This is a genomic window from Lysobacter niastensis, assembly GCF_015453285.1.
GTDB lineage: Bacteria > Pseudomonadota > Gammaproteobacteria > Xanthomonadales > Xanthomonadaceae > Lysobacter_J > Lysobacter_J niastensis.
This window is the reverse complement of sequence record NZ_JADLZT010000006.1, coordinates 166840-186147: the sequence shown is the minus strand read 5'-3', so window position 1 is coordinate 186147 and position 19308 is coordinate 166840. Positions and strand designations below refer to the sequence as shown.

Below are 19308 nucleotides of genomic sequence, written 5' to 3'. Positions count from 1 at the left end.
GCCGACGCCCACGAGGCGCCGGCTGTGCCACTTACCCGTTCCGTTGCTGGAAGTCGCGCATGAAGGCGGCTAGCGCCTGCACGCCTTCCTCGGGCATCGCGTTGTAGATCGAAGCGCGCATGCCGCCGAGCGCGCGATGTCCCTTGAGCGAGATCAGGCCGGCGGCCTCCGCTTCCTTCAGGAACGGCTTGTCGAGCGCCTCGTCGTGCAGGAAGAACGGCACGTTCATGCGCGAGCGCACGGGCGCCGCCACTTCGTTGCGATAGAACCCGCCGGAACCGTCGATCACCTCGTACAGCGCTGCCGCCTTGCGCGCATTGCGCTTGGCGAACTCGGCGACGCCGCCTTCCTTGATCATCCACTTGAACACCAGGCCGGCCAGATACCAGTTCCAGGTCGGCGGCGTGTTGAGCATGGATTCGCCCTTGACGTGGGCGCGGTAGTCGAGGATCTCCGCGCGCGGCTGGCCGGCGCGTTCGAGCAGATCGCGACGGACGATCACCACGGCCACGCCCACCGGGCCGAGGTTCTTCTGCGCGCCGGCATAGATCAGGCCAAACCTGGACACATCCAGCGGTTCGGAGGCGATCGACGAGCTGAAGTCTGCAAACACCGGCGTCGAACCGACGTCGGGAATATCGCGGAACTCGACGCCATGGATGGTCTCGTTGGCGGTGTAATGCACGTACGCCGCATCGTCGGACAGCTTCCATTCACCGCGGGCGGGAATGTCGCGGAAGCCGCCCGCTTCGCCATTGGCGGCAACGGTTGCATTCACATACGGCTTGACCTGCTTGAGGGCGGTCTTGCCCCAGTGCCCCGTGATCACGTAGTCGGCCGACTGGCCCGGATCGGCAAAGTTCAGCGCGATCAGTGCCTGCTGCGTCGTCGCGCCGCCCTGCAGGAACAGCACGGCGTAATCGTCCGGAATCGACATCAGCGTGCGCAGGTCGGCCTCGGCCTCCTGCGCCACCTGCATGAACTCCGGGCCGCGATGGCTGAGTTCGACGATCGACGCGCCGACGCCGTGCCAATCGAGCATTTCCGCCTGCGCCTGCTGCAGCACCGGTTCGGGAAGGGTCGCGGGGCCGGCACTGAAGTTGTAGGCGCGGGACATGAAACGCTCCATCGGCATTAGGGGGTGAAGACCTAGTATGCCGCAGTGCAACAGACAACGGATTCATGGTTTCCATCGCAACTTTTTGCCCGGCAAAGACCTCTATATTGCTGATGCAGCCCGCCCCCCAGCGCTGCCGGAGCCTGTCATGTCGCTGCGCGATACCCTGAAGATTCCCGCCGCCGAAATCACCGACGAGTCGGTGTACCGCGAGCGGCGGCGACTGCTCGCCGCCCTGGCGGCTTCGCCGGCCCTGGGGTTGGCGGGTTGTGCCGATGCCGACCCACCGCCCCCGCCGAAGGTCACCATCACGCCCGAGCAGGCGCGCTCGGGATTCCGGACGTCCGAAACGCTCACGCGTTACGAGGATGTCACCACGTACAACAATTTCTACGAGTTCGGCACCAACAAGGCGGATCCCTCGCGGGCGGCGCGCACGCTGCGCACGAGTCCGTGGACCGTGGCGGTCGGCGGACACTGCGCCAAGCCGGGGCGGGTCGCGCTGGAAGATCTCATCAAAGGGCTGACGCCTGAGGAACGCATCTATCGGCTTCGCTGCGTCGAGGGCTGGTCGATGGTGATCCCGTGGCTCGGCGTACCGCTCGCCGACGTGCTCAAGCGCTTCCAGCCCACCTCGCAGGCGAAGTACGTCGCCTTCACCACCCTCGCCGATCGCAAGCAGATGCCAGGCATCGGTTATCCGGCGCTCGATTGGCCGTACCGCGAAGGGCTGCGCATAGATGAGGCGATGCATCCCTTGACGCTGCTCGCCACCGGCCTCTACGGCAAACCGCTGCCGCAGCAGAATGGCGCGCCCATCCGCCTGGTGGTGCCATGGAAGTACGGCTTCAAGAGCATCAAGTCCATCGTCGCGATCACCTTCGTCGAGAAGATGCCTGAAACGAGTTGGCATGACGCGCAGTCCAGCGAGTACGGCTTCTTCTCCAACGTGAATCCGAACGTGGACCACCCCCGCTGGAGCCAGAAGACCGAGCGCCGCATCTCGGGCACCGCCAGCAAGCTGTTCGCAGAGCGGATCCCCACCCGCCTGTTCAACGGCTACGCCGACCAGGTGGGCGGCATGTACGCCGGCATGGACCTGAAGAAGTGGTTCTGATGGCGACCGCGACCTGGCGTCCCGGTACGCGAGCCATCTTTGGCGTAAAGACCGCCGTCCACCTGCTCGCACTGGTGCCGGCCGCGATCCTGGGCTGGCAGATCCGCCAGGAATGGCTGACAGGCAGTGGCGGACTGGGGGCGGATCCCGTCGCCGAGATCGAACATCGCCTCGGCCTCTGGGCCCTGCGCTTCCTGATGATCACGCTGGCCATAACGCCGTTACGCCAGCTGACGGGGCAGACCGTGTTGCTGCGCTTCCGCCGCATGCTCGGGCTGTACACGTTCTTCTATGCGACGCTGCACTTCACGGCCTATCTCGTGCTGGACCTGCGCGGCTACTGGACGCAGATCTTCGAAGAGATCGCCAAGCGTCCCTACATCACGGTCGGCTTCACCGCGTGGCTGCTGCTGTTGCCGCTGGCCGCGACCTCGACCCAGGCCGCGATCCGGCGACTGGGCAAGCGCTGGGCGCAACTGCATCGCCTCGTCTACGTGATTGGCGTGTTAGCCGTGCTGCATTTCTGGTGGCTGGTGAAATCCGACATCCGCGAACCGGCACTCTATGCCGGGATCCTCGCAGTGCTGCTGGGCTGGAGGCTCTGGAAGCGGCTGCGCAGGGCCAACAGCCCTAGCGCGCGCCGTACAGCAGCAGCAGGCTGAGCACGGCGGCCATCAGCAGTGCCGCCAGCAAAAGCCACGGCATCCTGCGCATCGGCCGCGGTAGCGGACGAGTGCCTTCGTCGCGGGTATCGGAGACGACCGGGTCGGGCCTGACCACACCTGATGCATGGCTTGTCGTCGCGCGTCCGACCGGAGCCTCGATCACGAAGCGGTGCTGAAGGTCGAACACGACTTGGTCGCCAGGCCGAAGCAGGGCATCGCGCACCGCCACGCCATTGACCAGGCTGCCGTCGGCCGAACCGGCATCGCGCAGGACCACGCCATCGGCGTGCGGTTCCAGCCGCGCATGGTGCTCGGCAAAGGCGGGTTCGTTGATACGGATGTCGCAATCGGCAGCGCGGCCGACGACGCGCGGCTGATCCAGCGAATATGCGCGGCCGTGATGCAGGCCGCCCACACCGCGCAGGACCATGCGCGCCTCGCTGTTCCCCTGTGCGGTGCTGCGCGGGACGGGCAGCGGCTCGTTGCCGAGCAGCATCAGTTCGACGCCATTGACGTAGATCGCGTCGCCTACCCGCAGCATCGCCATGCGCCTGACCGGGCGGCCGTTGACGTGCAGCCCCCGGACACCCGCGCGCACCTGGAGCCATACGCCACGGCGGTCCACGCACAGTTGGGCGACCGCTTCGTCCAGTTCATGGACCAGCACGGCATCGCCGCTGCGGTCGATGCCAAGCGCATGCACGCCCGGGCTCAAGGCCAGGTCGGCATGGGGTCGGTTCTGGAATCGAAGTCTGAGGGCTTCCACGCCGCGGCAATCTAACATGACGCCGCGCACACTTGGATGCCGTCACCTTCGACGCGCACAATAGGCGCCACTCGGGAGGACCCATGTCGAAGATCGATATCCGCCACGCGCATTCGCTGGCACCCAATCAGGCCCATCAGGCTGTGCAGGAAGTGGCCGACAAGCTCTCCGAGCGGTTCGGCATGGAATACGCGTGGGACGGCGACAGCACCCTGCACTTCAATCGCAGTGGCGTCGACGGCCACATCGAACTGGAACCGCAGCAGTTGCGGGTGACGGCCCAGCTCGGGTTCCTGCTCGGCGCGCTGAAGGGCCCCATCGAGGCCGAAATCCGCCGAGTGCTGGACGAACGCTTTACCTGACGCCGCTCACTCGACGCGGGTCATCCCGAACGGCCGGGGATCCCCGGCGAAGAGCCGGCGTAAGACTTCGCGCTCATCGGCCTCGATCTCGGCGATGAAGGCGCCGGCATCCCCCAATGCACCGAACGCGGCGAAGCCGCGTTCGAGGAAGCCCTGGAGTTCCTCCAGTCCGGCCGCCCGGGCCGGACCTCGCGAGAGTTTCAGCAGCATCGACACCCCCGGCAGCCGCATGGCCCGCCCCAGGTCGATGCCGACCTTTGCGAGCAGTGCGACCTGGTGCCCACGCAGGCGCGGTAGCCCGCACCTCCGGTACACCTCTGCATAGAGCACAGCATCGAGACGGCGCCGGTCCGGTGCGATCTCCTCCAGCACCTGCGCCATCCGCAGGTCGAGGGCATGGGTCAGCAGGCCCAATTCGATGGCGTCGGCGACCGTGGCCAGCAGAGCCCCCGGCAGCAGGCGCTGCATCATCGGAAGCACCTTCGCGATATCGGCATCGCGGCGGCTGAAGTCGTTGTCGTTGTAGACATCGGTGAGGAAGAACTGCGCGGCCGGACGGCGGCGCGGATCGCGCAGGAACCGGTCGAAACTCGCTTCCAGTCGCTGCGTCTGCCAGCGGCGCAGCTCCGGCAGCCAGCGCAACCGGTTGCGCGGTTCCCGTTCGTGGTCGTGCAGGACCTGATGGCGTGCCAGCAGGCAGCCGAGTCTTGCGGGGAGGTCGCGGGTCCTGGACATCGCGCCCTGATCATCGGGCCCGGCCCCGGCCCGGCGCAAGCCACGGGCTGGGCTACACTCGGGACCAGTTCCGTCGTAGTGTGTCCGCCTCCATGCTGTCCATCCACACCGCCCGGCAACGGGCGAGCAAGCCCTCCGGCGCCAAGGCCCGTATCGGACTGGCGGTCGCCGGCGGCGGGCCGATCGGCGGCATGTACGAGCTGGGGGCGTTACGCGCCCTCGACGAGGCGTTCGAGGGACTCGACCTCAATCGGCTGGACTGCTATGTCGGCGTCAGCAGCGGTGCTTTCCTGGCGGCCGGTCTGGCCAACCGCATGGACACCGCCGAGATGTGCCGGATCTTCATCACCGGCGACAGCGACGACGTGCAATTCCGGCCCGACACGTTCATGCGGCCGGCGATCTACGAGTATCTTCGCCGCGCCGCCAGCCTGCCGCGACTCGCCACGCAATGGTGGAGCGAGCTGCTGTTCGCACCGCGGGAAGCGCGCTGGGCCGACCTGATCACCCGTTTCGGTGGACTCGTGCCGAACGGCCTGTTCGACAACAGTCAGATCGAGGAATTCCTTCGCGACGTGTTCACCCGGCGCGGCCGTAGCAACGATTTCCGCGACTTGTCCGCACCGCTTTACGTGGTGGCCGTCGACCTCGATAGCGGCGAAGCCGTCAAGTTCGGCGGCCCTGGCTGGGAAGACGTACCCATCTCGCAGGCGGTGCAGGCCAGCGCCGCCCTGCCCGCCCTGTATCCGCCAGTGGAAATCCGGGGCCGCCACTTCGTCGACGGCGCACTGCGCCGCACGATGCATGCCTCGGTCGTGCTGGATCAGGACATCGACCTGATGATCGGCATCAACCCGCTGGTGCCTTTCAACCAGAACGAGGGCATGCCCGTCGACCACGATCGCAGCCTGGCTGCGGGCGGGCTGCCTACCGTTCTCTCGCAGACCTTCCGCACGCTGCTGCAATCGCGCATGCAGGTGGGACTGGCCCGCTACAGCCAGCAGTATCCGAACATCGACCAGCTGGTCTTCGAGCCCAACGCCCGCGACAGCGAGATGTTCTTCACCAATGCCTTCAGCTTCTCCTCGCGACGCAGGATCTGCGAGCTCGCCTACCGCAACACGCTGGCCGACCTGCGCCGGAACGCCGAGACGCTGCGCCCGCAACTGGCCGCCAACGGCATCCGCTTGCGCGACGAGATCCTGGCCGACGAGAAGCGGTCGGTCCTGGACGGCATCGCGCCGCCCTCCCGCCACACCGAAACGACCGCGCGCCTGAAACGTGCGCTGGACGACGTCGAACACATGGTTGCCCGCAAGCCGGCCAGCAGGACGCGGCGACGCGGCACGCACTGACGTCGCTCAGGCTGGTGTGAAAGCTCTAGACCGCGGGGCCAATGTGGCTGCACCACGACCACGCCCTTCGGCGGAGCGAACATGGCTGCCAAGTTCAAGAAGACCGCGAAGAAGTCCACGGCCGGATCGGCCAATGCACAACAGCAGGCCGAGCGCCTGTCCCGCAGCCTGAGCGAATCGGCACAGCAGATCTGGCTGGCCGGCGTCGGCGCCTTCAGCCGTGCCCAGGCCGAAGGAACGAAATTGTTCGAGGCTCTGGTCAAGGAAGGACTCACGCTCGAGCAGACCGCGCGCAAGTTCGCGGGCGGCCAAGCCGATGCGGTGCGAGATGCCGTCGAATCGAAAGTTGGCCAGGCGCGTGAGCGCGCCACCGACACGTGGGATCGGCTGGAAAAGGTGTTTGAAGAACGCGTGCAGCGCGCCCTCGTCAAGCTCGGCGTGCCGGGCCGCGACGACCTCAACGAACTCAGCCGCCGCGTCGACGCACTGACCGCCGAACTGCGCAAGCAGGGTGGCGCTCCGGCACGCAAGGCCGCGAAGACCCCTGCAGCCAGGACCACCGCTGCCAAGGCTCCGCGCAAGGCCGCCGCCAAGAAGGCGCCCCGCCGCGCTACCAGGAAGGCCCCGGCCGCACCTGCTTCCTGAAATCCGCTTCAACCCGGCCGTCGTCCGGGCACCAGACAAGCCCGTCAGTCCGCTCCTCCGTATGCTCCCCTCCCCTTACGGTTCCGGACTGGCGGGCTTTCTTTTTCGTCCCTGAAGCCGTGACCGTCTCCACGCGTCACGCGCCGGGACTGGGGTTATAGTCGCGCACCTCCAAGGGATTGGCGTCGACCGAATGCTCAACGGGTTCTCCGTCACCACCGCGCTGATCATCGCCGTACTGCTCGGCGTCGCCCTTACCGCCTATCTGTGGCTGGTTCGCCGCAAGCAATCGGAAGCACGCGCCGGCATCGAGGCACTGTCCGCGATGCGCTGGCGCGAGTTTTCACGCCTGGTGATCGAAGCACTGCAGCCACGCGGGTTCGTTGCCGAATCGATCGAGGACGCGGCCGAGCGTGGCCTGGAAGCCGACCTCCGCCTCAATCGCGAGGGCCGACTCTGGCTGCTGTCGTGCAAGCAGGGGGCGAACTACCGCATCACCACACCCATGGTCCGTGAACTGGCCGACGGCATCCGCTTCCACGGCGCCGCGGGCGGGATTCTCGCCACGCCCGGCACGATCGAAGCCGACGCCCGCAAGGCGGCTTCCGGCATCGAACTGTATGACGGCAATGCGGTGTGGACGCTGGTGAAACCGCTGCTGCCGCCCACGCTGCACAACGACCTCGCCAACCAGGCCCAGGCGCGTACTGCGCGCGAAACCGCGATCGCCTGGGGGGCCGCCCTCATACTCGGGTTCGTCCTGGCCGCAGTACTGGCCGCGCTGCTGGCCCGCAAGCCATCGCAGGAACCGTCCGCGCCGGCCGCGACGGAGGCAGCAGTTGCCGCGCCTGACGCCCCCGCCCGCGAGGCCGCGGCGCCGGCCAAGTCCGCCGTCAATGGCATGACCGCTCCGGCACCCGCCGACCCCAATCGCGAGGAGTTCGAGCGCAATGAGGTCATCCGCGGCGTTTCCGCCGTGCCGGGCATCGAACGGGTCATGTGGTCGACGCGCTCGACGCTGGTGGTGTACCTGCGTGAGGACGACGGCGACCCGGTCAACGACATCTGCGCGGTCCTCGAGCGCTACGAGACGCTGCGGGTGTCGCGACTGCACCTGCAACCGCCGGCCGGCAGCACTCGCCCGGTCCGCTTCCTGCAGTGCCGGACCTTCTAGTCCGGCACACCCTCGTTCGCGGATTTACCAGTGCACGCCGCGCATCAGCGCGGCGAACGCAATCTGCTCGTTACTGACGCGCTCGTCCTTCAGCGCCTTCTTGTCGCCCTTGGCGGCGGCCGAATCCGGGAACAGCTCGAAGGCGGTGTTCATCACCACCTCGTAGGCCTTTGGCGCCAGTGCGTTGACCACCGACGCGAAGATGCCAAGGCGCGTGGCGATGCGACTCGGCCGCTCGATGATGCCCTTGACCACCAGGTCTGCGGCCTCTTCCGTGGTCAGCGTCGGCACGCTCTCGTACATCTTGGTCGGTGCGATCATCGGCGTTTTCACCAGCGGCATGTTGATCGTGGTGAAACAGATGCCCTTGCCAGACAGTTCGCCCTGCGCGCAGCGGCTGAAAGCATCGAGCGCGGCCTTGGACGCGACATAGGCCGAGAAGCGCGGCGAGTTCGCCAGTACGCCGATCGAACTGATGTTGATGATGTGACCCTTCCGTCGCTGCGTCATGCCCGGAAGGAAACCCATGATCAGGCGAAGGCTGCCGAAGTAGTTGAGCTGCATCGTCCGCTCGAAATCGTGGAAGCGGTCGTAGCTGAGTTCGATCGAGCGGCGGATCGAGCGCCCGGCGTTGTTGATCAGGATGTCGACGCGACCATGCTCGTCCAGCACGGCCTTGACCAGGCGGTCGCAATCGGCCATGTCGGACAGGTCGGCGCTGTAGGCGAACACCTTGCCGCCGGCCGCGTTCATCGCATCGCGCGCCTTGAACAGCTCATCCTCGCCACGCGCGACAATGATCGTGATCGCCCCTGCTTCCGCCGCGCGTTGCGCGGTCGCCAGGCCGATGCCCGACGAACCGCCGGTGATCACCACGACCTTGTTGCGCACCTTGCCCTTCAGTGTGCGATCGACGAACAGGTCGGGGTCGAGATGGCGCTCCCAGTAGTCCCAAAGGCGCCAGGCGTAGTCCTCGAGTTTCGGCACCTGGATGCCGCTGCCGCGCAGTGCGCGCTCGGCTTCGCGATTGTCGAAGCGCGTTGGATAGGTGATGAACTTCAGCGTTTCCTTCGGAACTTTGAAATCGCGCAGCAGCATGCCGACGAAGCGCTTCACCGGCGGCAGGTTGCCGACCACGTTGCGCACGCTTCCCGGAACGAACGCGAACATGCGAGCGTCCAGGCGCATCGTCATCTGCGGCGTGTGGCCGGCGCGGGCGAACGTGTTGAGCACCTCACCCACGCGCATGGGCTCCGGGTCGACCAGGTGGAAGCAATGGCCATCCAGCCGCGGCTTGTGCGCGATGTGGTCCATGGCATCCACGACGTAATCGACGGGAACGACATTGATCCGCCCGCCTTCGAGGCCGAGCATCGGCATCCACGGCGGCATCATCTCGCGCAGTTTCTTGAGGAAGGTGAAGAAGTAGTACGGGCCGTCGATCTTGTCCATCTCGCCCGTCTGCGAGTGCCCGACGACCATGCCCGGCCGGTAGATGCGCCACTTCAGGCGCTTTTCCTGCCGCACCAGCCCTTCGGATTCGTGCTTGGTGCGCAGGTACGGATCGTCGAGCCCTTCGGCCTCATCGAACATGTCCTCGCGGAAAACGCCTGGATACAGGCCCGCGGCGGCGATCGAACTGGTGTGGTGGAACACGCCAGCGCCGATGGCAGCGGCCAGGTCCAGCGCATTGCGCGTGCCTTCGACATTGGCCAACCGCTGCGGCTCCGCCTTGGCGGTCAGGTCGTAAATCGCGGCGAGATGGAAGAAGTGTTTCACCTTGCCGTTGAGTGAGCGCAGTTGCGCGGCGCTCACGCCGCATTTGCCTTCGGTCATGTCGCCGTCGACCAGGACCACGCGCTTGCGGTCCCATTCCATCTTCTTGGCGATGGCGTCGAGCTTTTTATGCGAATCCTTGCGAACGAGCACGTAGATCGTGCCCTTGCGCTTGAGCAGCTTGCTGACCAGAAAGCGCCCGACGAACCCGGTCGCGCCGGTGACGAAGTAACTCATGCCCTCTCCCTGTCCCCAGTCGGGGCCGCCCGCGGCGGCGTCATGGCCACTAACTTGCCAGAGCCGATGGCGCCGAACAATTCCCCTGCGTATTGACCACCCCGGCAACGCGTGCGGTAATGCCCAGACCAATCTGACCGGGAGGGGGCGTTGTCATGTCCGATCTACAGCAGGCATTCGAGCAGGCCGCCAAGGACGTCCAACTGCTGCCGGAACGCCCGGACAACGAGACGCTGCTGCGCCTGTACGCACTCTACAAGCAGGGCTCGGAAGGCGATGTCAGCGGCCCCAAGCCCGGTTTCTTCGATTTCGTCGGCACCGCCAAGTACGAAGCCTGGTCGAAGCTGAAGGGCACCGGCCAGGACGAGGCCAAGAAGAAGTACGTCGACCTCGTGAAGAAGCTCCGCGGCTGAGCCGCGGCATACCGTCGCCCCGTCCCCCATGGCGAAACAGACGCGCCAGCGCATCCTCGACACCGCGTTGACCATGTTCAACGCGCAGGGCGAGCCGAACGTCACCACCAACCACATCGCCGACGAGCTGGAAATCAGCCCGGGCAACCTCTACTACCACTTCCGCAACAAGGACGACATCATCGAGCAGCTGTTCGCGCGCTTCGAGGAGCGCATGGACAGTGCCCTGTCCGCGCCGGAAGGGCGGCTGCCTGGCCTGGAGGACATATGGCTGCAATTGCACCTGGTGTTCGAGTGCATCTGGGACTATCGCTTCCTGCACCGGGACCTGGTCGAGATCCTCAGCCGCAACCGTCGGCTGCGACTGCGTTTCGCCCGCATCCTCAAGCGCGCTGACGAACAGGCCCACGCGGTCATGCGTGGCCTTTCGCAGGCCGGCGTGATGCGGGCCTCCAAGGACGAACTCGCGGCGACGGCGACCAACGTGCTGGTCATCGCCACGTTCTGGCTCAACTACGCCGCCGCCCGCGGCGACCGCGACGAGCAGGCTGCGATCCGCGACGGCATCGTGCAGGTGATGATGCTGCTGGCGCCGTTCCTGCGGGACGCCGAACGCGTGCATCTCAACACGCTGGTCCGCGCTTACATCGACTGAACCGCCGCTGGGCATCCCCAAAAAAACGCCCCGCATTGCGCGAGGCGTCGTGTTGCCAGTCGCCTCAGGCCCGGCGTGTTGCCCGGCTTGCGGGCTTGCGGGCAGTTGCCTTGCCGGCCGGACGCTTGCGGGCTGCCGTCTTTCGCGCCGGACGCTTACGCGAAGCGGGCTTCAGTCCAAGCTTGTCGAGCACCGGGGCCAGACGGGCTTCGACCTCGGTGCTGAACTGCACGACCCTCGGCTCGACTTGTCCACGCACGCTATCCAGGCCTCCAATGACGCTGGAACGCGCGTCGTCGGCCATCGCCAGTGCACGACGACGCAGGCCGTCGGCCTGCACGACCACCCGCTCGCCGGCACGCAGCGTCTGGCGCCGCGCCATCACGGCCAGGCCAAGGCTGGCCAGCCAGACATGACGCAGGGAGGTCTCGTGGTGGACGGGGGGCTTGCGACGGGGGGCCATGGTCTCGCTCCTGTCGGCCGGGGGGCCGTTTCGCAGGACACTCTGCCGGCGGGCCGCCGAGCAAACACACTACCCCTTGCCTGACGCCCGTACCGTGGCGGATGCTGCGGGCCTCCCTCCGCCGACAAGGACCGCACATGGCAGCCAAATCCAGTTGGGCCGCGTTTCCCCACGACGCCAAGGGCTTCGCCTATGCCGGCGACGCGCTGAAGAAGGCCTGGCCGAAGCTACACGCCGGCGACGCCGAGCCCTACCCCGACCCCAAGCGCGCGGCCGCCCTGATCGCGGCCGCCGGCAAGGCCGCGCCGAAGGGACTCGATGGCGACGGCCTGGCGGCGGAGCTGCAGGATGCCTGGCGCGCGTTCCACCACGGCGACTTCAAGGCAGCATTCGATGCGAGCGAGATGCTCGGCCCGGTGGGCGCATCGATCGCGGTCAAGGCATTGGGCATCCATGCCACCTATCTGGTCGACGACGACGCGGAGAAGCTCAAGCGCTTCGAGCAGGCCGCGAAGCTGGCCGAAGCGGCCATCAAGGCACTGCCGGACGAAGCCAACAGCCATTACCGCCACGCCTTCGCCCTGGGCCGGTACAGCCAGGGCCTGAGCATCGCCAAGGCCTTGAAGGCGGGCATCGCCGGCAAGGTCCGCACCTCGCTCGACAAGGCGCTCGAACTGGCCCCCAAGCATGCAGAAGCGCACACCGCGATGGCGCTGTACCACGCCGAGATCATCGGCAAGGTCGGCGCGATGATCGGGGGGCTGACGTATGGCGCCAAGGCGGCCGAGGCCGACAAGCACATCAAGGCCGCGCTGAAACTGACGCCCGACTCCCCCATCGCGCATATCGAGCATGGCAACGTGCTGATGCTGCTGCACGGGGACAAGCAGGAGGATGCTGCCGCGGCCGCCTACGAAAAGGCGGCCAAGCTGAAGCCGGTCGATGCGATGGAAGCGCTGGATGCGGCCTACGCACAATCGCAGCTGGAGTAGACCCGCGGGCGTCGATTCAGGGCCGATTGCACGGACCTGCTTGCCTCAATCGCCTCGCCCCCGTAAACTTTGCGCCCTAACGAGATTTGGGCGGTTAGCTCAGCGGTAGAGCACTGCTTTCACACGGCAGGGGTCACAAGTTCGAAACTTGTACCGCCCACCAGATCCAGGCGAAAGGCCGGCGCAAGCCGGCCTTTCGTTTTTCTGTCAACGCCCTTCGGCCGCGTTCATGAGGATCGCGCAATGACCGCAACCCGCCTATTCCACAATCCGCGCTGCTCCAAGTCCCGCGGCGCGCTGGAACTGCTGCGCGAACGCGGCATCGAGCCCGAAATCGTCACCTACCTCGAAATGCCGCCATCGGCATTTCAGCTGCGCGAACTGCTGGGACAGCTCGGCATCGCTGCACGTGACCTCTTACGCACCGGCGAGGACGAGTACGCCGCGCTGAACCTCGCCGACCCGACGCTGTCGGAGGACGTGCTGATCGAAGCGATGGTCGCGCACCCGCGGCTGATCGAGCGCCCGATCTTTGTCCACGATGGCCGTGCCGTGATCGGTCGCCCGCCCGAGCGCGTGCTCGAACTGCTGGACTGATCCGCCCTAGACCGACTTGCTCGCGCGCATCGCCTGGACCTTTTCCGGTGCGGCGAACGAATCGCTGCGCGCGCCCGCCCAGAACGCACGGAACACCGCGTGCTCGGGAATCCCGCCGAGCAGGTCGCCCGGCTTGAGGAAGTGATAGAGCGCAGCGAGCGATCGCACTTCGATCGGCGAAACCCGCCGCAGTATGTGTTCGGGCCCCAGTTGCTGCGGATGCTCCAGACCCGCCGCACACAACAGGTCGCGCAGTGCCTTCAGCGTGTTCTGCTGGAAGGCAGCGACTCGTACCGCCTTGTCCGACACATCCAAATGGCGCCAGCGTCGCGGGTCCTGCGTCGCCACGCCGGTCGGACAGCGATCGGTATGGCAACTCTGCGACTGGATGCAGCCCAGCGCGAACATGAAGCCGCGCGCCGAGTTGCACCAGTCCGCGCCCATCGCCATCGTGCGCGCGATGTCGAAAGCACTAGTGATGCGTCCGGCTGCGCCGATACGGAGTCGCTTGCGCAGGTCCAGGCCGACGAGCGTGTTGTGCACGAGCATCAGCGCCTCATGCATCGGCACGCCGACGTGGTCGATGAACTCCGCAGGCGCGGCGCCGGTTCCGCCTTCCGCCCCGTCGACGACGATGAAGTCCGGCAGCAGGCCACTCTCCAGCATCGCCTTGGCAATCCCGAACCACTCCCAAGGGTGTCCGACCGCGAACTTGAATCCCACAGGCTTGCCGCCGGACAGCTCCCGCAAGCGAGCCACGAACTGAAGCAAACCCAACGGTGAGTCGAAGGCGCTGTGCTGCGCCGGCGACACGCAGTCCACGCCCATCGGCACGCCACGCGTCAATGCGATCTCCGCGCTGACCTTCGCGGCCGGCAGCACGCCGCCATGCCCCGGCTTGGCGCCCTGCGAGAGCTTGATCTCGATCATCTTCACCTGCGGGTCGCGCGCGTTCTCGGCGAAGCGCTCCGCATTGAAGCTTCCATCGGCGTTACGACAGCCGAAGTAACCGGAACCGATCTCCCAGACCAGGTCGCCACCGTACTCACGGTGATAAGGGGAGATCGAACCTTCGCCGGTGTCGTGATAGAAGCCGCCCAGCCTGGCGCCGTGGTTGAGCGCGCGGATCGCGTTGGCCGACAACGAGCCGAAGCTCATGGCCGAGATGTTGAAGACGCTGGCCGAATAGGGATGGGCCGTGCCCTCGCCCACCATGATTCGGAAATCGTGGCCGACATGCGGCGCGGGCAGCAGCGAATGATTGATCCACTCGTAATCCGGTCCGTACACGTCCTGCAACGTACCGAAAGGACGCACGTCACTGACCGACTTGGAGCGCTGGTAGACCAGGGCGCGCTGCTCGCGTGAGAACGGCACTTCAGCCGTATCGGCCTCGATGAAGTACTGGCGCATCTCCGGCCCGATCGACTCGAGTCCGTAACGGAAATGCGCGAGCACGGGATAGTTGCGCCGCAGCGTGCTGCGCCGTTGCAGCACGTCCCAGGTGCCCAGCGCAGCGAGCACGCCGAACACGCCCAGGCCCCACAACCAGCCCGGCGAACGCACGCTCATCAGGGCCGAACCGAGCGTGGCGGCCAGGCAGAACGCATAGAGGGCGTAGCGCATCATCCATCCGGCTCAGGGCGGGCTGCCTGAAGCATACCCGCGCCGCGTTCCGGAGGGCGTTACAGGCGCGAGTCGACGCTGTCGCGGGGAAACAGGCTCTTGATGTCGTACAGCAGCGCCTGCGGCTTGCCGTAGGCACGGGCGCCATCGGGACCAAGCTCGCGGAACTCGTCGTGAGCGACCGCCAGGATCACCGCGTCGTAAGCCCCCTGCTCCGGCGTGCCTGCAAGCAACGACACGCCGTATTCGCGCAGCGCTTCACCGGCGTCGGCCCAGGGGTCGTGGATGTCGACCTGGGCACGGTACTCGCCGAACTGGCGCGCCAGCTCGACCACCCGTGTATTGCGCAGATCCGGGCAGTTTTCCTTGAACGTGATGCCGAGGATCAGGATGCGCGAGCCAGCGATGGCAATGCCGCGCTGGATCATCAGCTTGATGACCTCGTTGGCGACGTGGCTGCCCATCGCATCGTTGATGCGGCGGCACGCCAGCAGGATGTCGGGGTAGTACCCGGCCGCCTGCGCTTTCTGGATCAGGTAGTACGGATCCACGCCGATGCAGTGGCCTCCCACCAGGCCCGGGCGGAACGGCAGGAAGTTCCACTTGGTGCCCGCGGCTTCCAGCACTTCTGTCGTGTCAATGCCGAGCCGCTGGAAGATCAGGGCGAACTCGTTGATCAGCGCGATGTTGGCATCGCGCTGCGTGTTCTCGATGACCTTGGCGGCCTCGGCGACGCGCAGGCTGGAAGCCTTGTGCGTACCGGCCGGGATGATCTCGCGATAGAGCGCATCGACGAAGTCCGCGGTCTCCGGCGTCGAACCCGACGTCACCTTGGGAATATCGACCAGGCGTCGCTGACGGTCGCCCGGATTGATGCGCTCGGGGCTGTAGCCAACGAAGAAATCCTGGTTGAAGCGAAGACCGGATGCACTTTCCAGCTCCGGCACGCAGATCTCCTCGGTGGCACCCGGGTAGACGGTGGACTCGTAGATCACCGTGTCCCCGGGCTTGAGCACGCTGCCGATCGCGCGACTTGCGCCGATCAACGGCGAGAAGTCCGGACGCTTGTGCTCGTCGATCGGCGTCGGCACGGTGACGATGAAGACGTTGCGCAACCGCAGGTCTTCCAGTGAACTGCTGAAGGACAGTTGCGTCGCGGAGCGGATTTCCTCCGGCGAGGTCTCGCGGTTTCCATCCTCGCCGTTGCGCAGGTGCTCGATGCGGCGGGCATCGATGTCGTAGCCCAGCGTGTCGTGGCGTTTGCCGAACTCCACTGCCAGCGGCAGACCGACATACCCAAGGCCGATCACCGCGATGCGCGCACTCCGGACTTCCTGCATTCGTTCCCCCGCTGCCGATGCCCGCTGCGGGCATCTCCCCGATTCATTCTAGGGCCAGTGGCGGTCGAACAGCCAAGGATCCCGCGCCGATATGAATGGGCAGTTGCAACTGATGGTGCCCGGAGCCGGGATCGAACCGGCACGGCCGCGAGGCCGGCGAATTTTAAGTCCGCTGCGTCTACCGATTCCGCCATCCGGGCAGGATGTCTCGACTAGCTTACGCGAGCGCCCCTCGGCGCTGATACCCGCCTGCCAGTTCGACCGAAAAGCAAAAGCCCGGCTTCTCAGCCGGGCTTTTGTATTTGGAGGCCTGGGTCGGAATCGAACCGGCATAGACGGATTTGCAATCCGCTGCATAACCACTCTGCCACCAGGCCGGTGACTTCCGAATCGCCGAGCGAATCGCCGGACGATTCTTTCACAAATCGGCGCCCGACGCAGCGTGGGGCCGGAAACAACAAGGCCCCGCGTACGGGGCCTTGTTCGAAACTGGAGCGGGAAACGAGACTCGAACTCGCGACCCCGACCTTGGCAAGGTCGTGCTCTACCAACTGAGCTATTCCCGCAGAGGAAGCGACATTTTAGGCATGGAACGAAAAGTGTCAACACTTTTTTCATTCCCGGAAGGTCCGTCGCCAGACCTTCCTTGCTGCCCAATCCAGTGTGCCACCACCGGATCGACCGTCGAACACTGCACCGTTCGCGATGCGCACATTTTCTATGAACGGACGTCGTCGCGCAAGACTGGCCAAGCCACCCGGAGATATTCGAATCCGGACCACAGCGTCAGCAGCGCAGCCGCGGCAAGCAGCCAGTCGCCGATCCTGAATATCTGTTCACCCAACCAGATGTCCGCACGCGCCTGCGAATCCGGCGTCACCGAATACAGCAGGCATAGCAGTGCGACCATCTGCACCACAGTCTTGATCTTGCCGACATTCGCCACGGCGACGCGCGCGCGCTGCCCGAGCTCCGCCATCCACTCGCGCAACGCCGAGACGGCGATCTCGCGACCGATGATGACCGCCGCCCACAACGCCATCCATACCGTGTGGTGGCCCTGCACGATGATCACCAGGGCGGTGGCCACCATCAGCTTGTCGGCCACTGGATCGAGGAAAGCGCCAAACGCCGAATACTGGTTGTAACGGCGCGCGATCCAGCCATCCAGCCAGTCGGTGATCGAAGCCAGCGCGAAGATGAAAGCCGCGGCGAAATTGGTCCATTTGTAGGGAAGGTAGAACACCAGAACCAGTACCGGGATCAGCACGATCCGCAGCAGGGTCAGCATGGTCGGTACCGTCAACTTCATCCTTCGCTCCGCGTACTGCTGGTCGGTTCGTTCGATTCTGGCGCTTCCAGTCCGTGCAGGGTCGCATAGATGCGCTCGGCAAGGGCGGCATTGACGCCGTCCACCCGCGCGATCTCCTCGACCCCCGCCGCCTTGAGGCCACCCAGGCCGCCGAAATGCCGCAACAGATTAGCGCGGCGGCGCGGCCCGATGCCGGGAATATCCTCGAGCCGGCTGCTGCTCCGCGCCTTCTGGCGGCGGCCGCGGTGCCCGGTGATGGCGAAACGATGGGCCTCGTCGCGGACCTGCTGGATCAACTGCAGTGCCGGGGAATCCGCACCCGGCCGCATCGAGCGGCCGTCCGGCAGCAGGAGTTCCTCGTCGCCCGGGCGTCGCGCCGGCCCCTTGGCGACGCCCATCAGCGCCACTCCTTCGACACCAAGATCATCAAGCGCAGCCCGAGCCTGCGCGACCTGGCCTGCGCCGCCGTCGATCAGCAGGATATCGGGCATCACCCCGCCCTCCTCGACCGCACGGCGGAACCGTCGTTCGATCGCCTGGTGCATCGCGGCGTAGTCGTCGCCCGGCTCGATGCCGGTGATGTTGTAGCGGCGATATTGTCCGCGCACTGGCCCTTCGGCATCGAACACGACACACGACGCCACCGTGGCCTCGCCCATCGTATGGCTGATGTCGAAGCATTCGATCCGCGACGGCAACGCCGACATGCCCATCATTTCGCGCAGCGCGTCGGCCCGGAGGTGTTGCGCGGCATGGCTGGTGCGTTCGCTGGCCAGCGACATCTCGGCGTTCCGTCGAGCGAGGTCGAGGTAACCGGCGCGCTCGCCGCGCACGCTGTACTTCAGCTGCACCTTGCGCTCGCCAGCGGCGGACAGCGCGTGCTCGATCAGCTCACGATCCGGGATATCACGGTCGATGACGATTTCGCCCGGAGGCTGCTGCTCGCCGTAGTACTGGGATACGAACGCCGCCAGCACTTCCTCCGGATTCTCGCTGCCGTTGGTCTTCGGGAAGAAGGCGCGCGTACCGAGGTTGCGGCCGTCGCGAAACGCCAACAGCAGCACGCAGGCAGACGCCCCCTGCATGGCGATCGCGAGCACGTCCAGGTCGGCCGCGCGGCCGTCCACGTACTGCCGCGCCTGCAGGCTGCGGATCGAGGCGACGAGGTCGCGCAGCCGCGCCGCCTCTTCGAAGTCCAGGCGGACACTGGCTGCCTCCATCGACTTGACCAGCTCGTCGCTGAGCTCGTCGCTGCGCCCTTCCAGGAACAGCCCGGAACGCCTCACGCTCTCGGCATAGTCGCGCGCCGGCACAAGGCCGACGCACGGCGCGCTGCAACGACCGATCTGGTGTTGGAGACACGGCCGCGAGCGGTTGCGGAACACGCTGTCCTCGCAACTGCGCAGCTTGAACAGTTTGTGCATCAGGTTGAGGGTGTCGCGGACTGCCCCGACGCTGGCGTAGGGACCGAAGTAGCGTCCCGGAACCGCACGCGGCCCGCGATGCATGGCGATCCGAGGCCAAGGCTCCTGGGTCATCAGCACGTAGGGGTAGCTCTTGTCGTCGCGCAGCAGGACGTTGTAACGCGGCTTCAGCGACTTGATCAGCTGGTTTTCCAGGATCAGCGCTTCGGACTCGGTGCGCGTGACCGTCACCTCCATGCGCGCGGTCTGCGCCAGCATCGCCATGATCCGCGCGGACTTCGGCGTCGCGTTGAAATAGCTGGAGACGCGATTCTTCAGCGCACTCGCCTTGCCGACGTACAGCACGCCTTCGTCGTCCGCGATCATCCGGTAGACGCCGGGAGCGGTGCTCAGGTTCTTGGCGAAGGCCTTGCCGTCGAAGGCCGGAAGTTCGGGCTTGCTCATGAAGGAATGCGCCCCGCTGCGACGGCCGGCCGGCGGCCGCCCGGAACGGATGGCGGTTGAAACGCGACAACGTGCGTGGCGGAGGGCATCGAC

Annotated in this window: 19 protein-coding genes and 4 tRNA genes; 11 read left to right on the top strand and 12 right to left on the bottom strand. The window is 66.0% G+C overall.

Going from position 1 to position 19308, the window contains the following annotated elements; genetic code table 11:
- Positions 1-31: 31 nt before the first annotated feature.
- Positions 32-1117: a 3-phosphoserine/phosphohydroxythreonine transaminase gene (serC, locus tag IU514_RS11965; RefSeq protein WP_194931344.1), complete on the bottom strand. Its 1086-nt coding sequence runs from the start codon at positions 1115-1117 to the stop codon at positions 32-34.
- Positions 1118-1265: 148 nt separating this feature from the next.
- Here serC and msrP point away from each other — a divergent pair, with 148 nt between their 5' ends.
- Entirely contained in the window at positions 1266-2234 is a 969-nt protein-coding gene (gene msrP / locus IU514_RS11960; RefSeq protein ID WP_194931343.1) for a protein-methionine-sulfoxide reductase catalytic subunit MsrP, read from the top strand.
- Positions 2234-2896 carry a protein-methionine-sulfoxide reductase heme-binding subunit MsrQ gene (locus IU514_RS11955; RefSeq protein ID WP_194931342.1) on the top strand — a complete coding sequence of 221 codons (663 nt, stop codon included), beginning with the start codon at positions 2234-2236 and terminating at the stop codon, positions 2894-2896. The genes msrP and IU514_RS11955 overlap by 1 nt, the downstream gene beginning before the upstream one ends.
- Here IU514_RS11955 and IU514_RS11950 read toward each other — a convergent pair.
- Positions 2865-3665, bottom strand: a complete 801-nt coding sequence (locus IU514_RS11950) for an FHA domain-containing protein (RefSeq protein ID WP_324187827.1) — start codon at positions 3663-3665, stop codon at positions 2865-2867. The two genes, IU514_RS11955 and IU514_RS11950, sit on opposite strands and share 32 nt — an antisense overlap.
- 83 nt (positions 3666-3748) lie before the next feature.
- Here IU514_RS11950 and IU514_RS11945 point away from each other — a divergent pair, with 83 nt between their 5' ends.
- A complete protein-coding gene (locus IU514_RS11945; RefSeq protein ID WP_194931340.1) occupies positions 3749-4027 on the top strand; it encodes a polyhydroxyalkanoic acid system family protein in 279 nt (92 codons plus the stop codon).
- Positions 4028-4033: 6 nt separating this feature from the next.
- Here the strand turns inward: IU514_RS11945 and IU514_RS11940 are convergent, their stop codons facing one another.
- Positions 4034-4762, bottom strand: a complete 729-nt coding sequence (locus IU514_RS11940) for a DUF8198 family protein (RefSeq protein ID WP_194931339.1) — start codon at positions 4760-4762, stop codon at positions 4034-4036.
- Positions 4763-4854: 92 nt separating this feature from the next.
- Here IU514_RS11940 and IU514_RS11935 point away from each other — a divergent pair, with 92 nt between their 5' ends.
- From IU514_RS11935 to IU514_RS11925, 3 genes are all read left to right on the top strand, one after another.
- The gene (locus tag IU514_RS11935; RefSeq protein WP_194931338.1) at positions 4855-6117 is read left to right on the top strand and encodes a patatin-like phospholipase family protein; all 1263 of its coding nucleotides are present in this window, start codon (positions 4855-4857) and stop codon (positions 6115-6117) included.
- A gap of 81 nt (positions 6118-6198) precedes the next feature.
- Positions 6199-6762, top strand: a complete 564-nt coding sequence (locus tag IU514_RS11930) for a phasin family protein (protein ID WP_194931337.1) — start codon at positions 6199-6201, stop codon at positions 6760-6762.
- Positions 6763-6955: 193 nt separating this feature from the next.
- Positions 6956-7936 carry a restriction endonuclease gene (locus tag IU514_RS11925; protein ID WP_194931336.1) on the top strand — a complete coding sequence of 327 codons (981 nt, stop codon included), beginning with the start codon at positions 6956-6958 and terminating at the stop codon, positions 7934-7936.
- Between the two features lie 24 nt (positions 7937-7960).
- On the opposite strand, the gene IU514_RS11920 is transcribed toward IU514_RS11925, so the two are convergent.
- Positions 7961-9949, bottom strand: a complete 1989-nt coding sequence (locus tag IU514_RS11920; protein WP_194931335.1) for an SDR family oxidoreductase — start codon at positions 9947-9949, stop codon at positions 7961-7963.
- A gap of 155 nt (positions 9950-10104) precedes the next feature.
- Here IU514_RS11920 and IU514_RS11915 point away from each other — a divergent pair, with 155 nt between their 5' ends.
- Together IU514_RS11915 and IU514_RS11910 are read left to right on the top strand one after the other, a co-directional pair.
- The gene (locus IU514_RS11915; protein WP_194931334.1) at positions 10105-10362 is read left to right on the top strand and encodes an acyl-CoA-binding protein; all 258 of its coding nucleotides are present in this window, start codon (positions 10105-10107) and stop codon (positions 10360-10362) included.
- A gap of 28 nt (positions 10363-10390) precedes the next feature.
- The gene (locus IU514_RS11910) at positions 10391-11017 is read left to right on the top strand and encodes a TetR/AcrR family transcriptional regulator (protein WP_194931333.1); all 627 of its coding nucleotides are present in this window, start codon (positions 10391-10393) and stop codon (positions 11015-11017) included.
- 64 nt (positions 11018-11081) lie between these two features.
- Here IU514_RS11910 and IU514_RS11905 read toward each other — a convergent pair whose 3' ends face one another.
- Positions 11082-11480, bottom strand: coding sequence for a hypothetical protein (locus IU514_RS11905; RefSeq protein WP_194931332.1), 399 nt, complete (start codon positions 11478-11480; stop codon positions 11082-11084).
- Between the two features lie 137 nt (positions 11481-11617).
- Here IU514_RS11905 and IU514_RS11900 point away from each other — a divergent pair, with 137 nt between their 5' ends.
- From IU514_RS11900 to arsC, 3 genes are all read left to right on the top strand, one after another.
- Positions 11618-12472: a tetratricopeptide repeat protein gene (locus IU514_RS11900; RefSeq protein ID WP_194931331.1), complete on the top strand. Its 855-nt coding sequence runs from the start codon at positions 11618-11620 to the stop codon at positions 12470-12472.
- An 88-nt stretch (positions 12473-12560) separates the two neighbouring features.
- Positions 12561-12635: transfer RNA gene (locus IU514_RS11895), tRNA-Val, on the top strand.
- An 80-nt stretch (positions 12636-12715) separates the two neighbouring features.
- A complete protein-coding gene (gene arsC, locus IU514_RS11890; RefSeq protein WP_194931330.1) occupies positions 12716-13069 on the top strand; it encodes an arsenate reductase (glutaredoxin) in 354 nt (117 codons plus the stop codon).
- Between the two features lie 6 nt (positions 13070-13075).
- Here the strand turns inward: arsC and IU514_RS11885 are convergent, their stop codons facing one another.
- From IU514_RS11885 to uvrC, 7 genes are all read right to left on the bottom strand, one after another.
- The gene (locus IU514_RS11885; protein ID WP_194931329.1) at positions 13076-14698 is read right to left on the bottom strand and encodes an FMN-binding glutamate synthase family protein; all 1623 of its coding nucleotides are present in this window, start codon (positions 14696-14698) and stop codon (positions 13076-13078) included.
- Positions 14699-14754: 56 nt separating this feature from the next.
- Entirely contained in the window at positions 14755-16035 is a 1281-nt protein-coding gene (locus IU514_RS11880) for a nucleotide sugar dehydrogenase (protein ID WP_194931328.1), read from the bottom strand.
- A 113-nt stretch (positions 16036-16148) separates the two neighbouring features.
- Positions 16149-16235: transfer RNA gene (locus tag IU514_RS11875), tRNA-Leu, on the bottom strand.
- 103 nt (positions 16236-16338) lie between these two features.
- Positions 16339-16412: transfer RNA gene (locus IU514_RS11870), tRNA-Cys, on the bottom strand.
- A gap of 113 nt (positions 16413-16525) precedes the next feature.
- Positions 16526-16601 (bottom strand) — tRNA-Gly (locus IU514_RS11865).
- Positions 16602-16753: 152 nt separating this feature from the next.
- Positions 16754-17347 (bottom strand): CDP-diacylglycerol--glycerol-3-phosphate 3-phosphatidyltransferase, encoded by a 594-nt coding sequence (gene pgsA, locus IU514_RS11860; RefSeq protein WP_194931327.1) that lies wholly within the window; start codon positions 17345-17347, stop codon positions 16754-16756.
- Complete coding sequence (gene uvrC, locus IU514_RS11855; protein WP_194931326.1) at positions 17344-19215, bottom strand: excinuclease ABC subunit UvrC; 1872 nt, start codon at positions 19213-19215, stop codon at positions 17344-17346. The genes pgsA and uvrC overlap by 4 nt, the downstream gene beginning before the upstream one ends.
- Positions 19216-19308 lie beyond the last annotated feature (93 nt).

What these genes read in the sequence shown, in the direction of transcription:
- serC (WP_194931344.1), bottom strand. Translation starts at nt 1,117, where the DNA reads ATGTCCCGCGCCTACAACTTCAGTGCCGGCCCCGCGACCCTTCCCGAA.
- msrP (WP_194931343.1), top strand. Translation starts at nt 1,266, where the DNA reads ATGTCGCTGCGCGATACCCTGAAGATTCCCGCCGCCGAAATCACCGAC.
- IU514_RS11955 (WP_194931342.1), top strand. Translation starts at nt 2,234, where the DNA reads ATGGCGACCGCGACCTGGCGTCCCGGTACGCGAGCCATCTTTGGCGTA.
- IU514_RS11945 (WP_194931340.1), top strand. Translation starts at nt 3,749, where the DNA reads ATGTCGAAGATCGATATCCGCCACGCGCATTCGCTGGCACCCAATCAG.
- IU514_RS11940 (WP_194931339.1), bottom strand. Translation starts at nt 4,762, where the DNA reads ATGTCCAGGACCCGCGACCTCCCCGCAAGACTCGGCTGCCTGCTGGCA.
- IU514_RS11935 (WP_194931338.1), top strand. Translation starts at nt 4,855, where the DNA reads ATGCTGTCCATCCACACCGCCCGGCAACGGGCGAGCAAGCCCTCCGGC.
- IU514_RS11930 (WP_194931337.1), top strand. Translation starts at nt 6,199, where the DNA reads ATGGCTGCCAAGTTCAAGAAGACCGCGAAGAAGTCCACGGCCGGATCG.
- IU514_RS11925 (WP_194931336.1), top strand. Translation starts at nt 6,956, where the DNA reads ATGCTCAACGGGTTCTCCGTCACCACCGCGCTGATCATCGCCGTACTG.
- IU514_RS11920 (WP_194931335.1), bottom strand. Translation starts at nt 9,949, where the DNA reads ATGAGTTACTTCGTCACCGGCGCGACCGGGTTCGTCGGGCGCTTTCTG.
- IU514_RS11915 (WP_194931334.1), top strand. Translation starts at nt 10,105, where the DNA reads ATGTCCGATCTACAGCAGGCATTCGAGCAGGCCGCCAAGGACGTCCAA.
- IU514_RS11910 (WP_194931333.1), top strand. Translation starts at nt 10,391, where the DNA reads ATGGCGAAACAGACGCGCCAGCGCATCCTCGACACCGCGTTGACCATG.
- IU514_RS11905 (WP_194931332.1), bottom strand. Translation starts at nt 11,480, where the DNA reads ATGGCCCCCCGTCGCAAGCCCCCCGTCCACCACGAGACCTCCCTGCGT.
- IU514_RS11900 (WP_194931331.1), top strand. Translation starts at nt 11,618, where the DNA reads ATGGCAGCCAAATCCAGTTGGGCCGCGTTTCCCCACGACGCCAAGGGC.
- arsC (WP_194931330.1), top strand. Translation starts at nt 12,716, where the DNA reads ATGACCGCAACCCGCCTATTCCACAATCCGCGCTGCTCCAAGTCCCGC.
- IU514_RS11885 (WP_194931329.1), bottom strand. Translation starts at nt 14,698, where the DNA reads ATGATGCGCTACGCCCTCTATGCGTTCTGCCTGGCCGCCACGCTCGGT.
- IU514_RS11880 (WP_194931328.1), bottom strand. Translation starts at nt 16,035, where the DNA reads ATGCAGGAAGTCCGGAGTGCGCGCATCGCGGTGATCGGCCTTGGGTAT.
- pgsA (WP_194931327.1), bottom strand. Translation starts at nt 17,347, where the DNA reads ATGAAGTTGACGGTACCGACCATGCTGACCCTGCTGCGGATCGTGCTG.
- uvrC (WP_194931326.1), bottom strand. Translation starts at nt 19,215, where the DNA reads ATGAGCAAGCCCGAACTTCCGGCCTTCGACGGCAAGGCCTTCGCCAAG.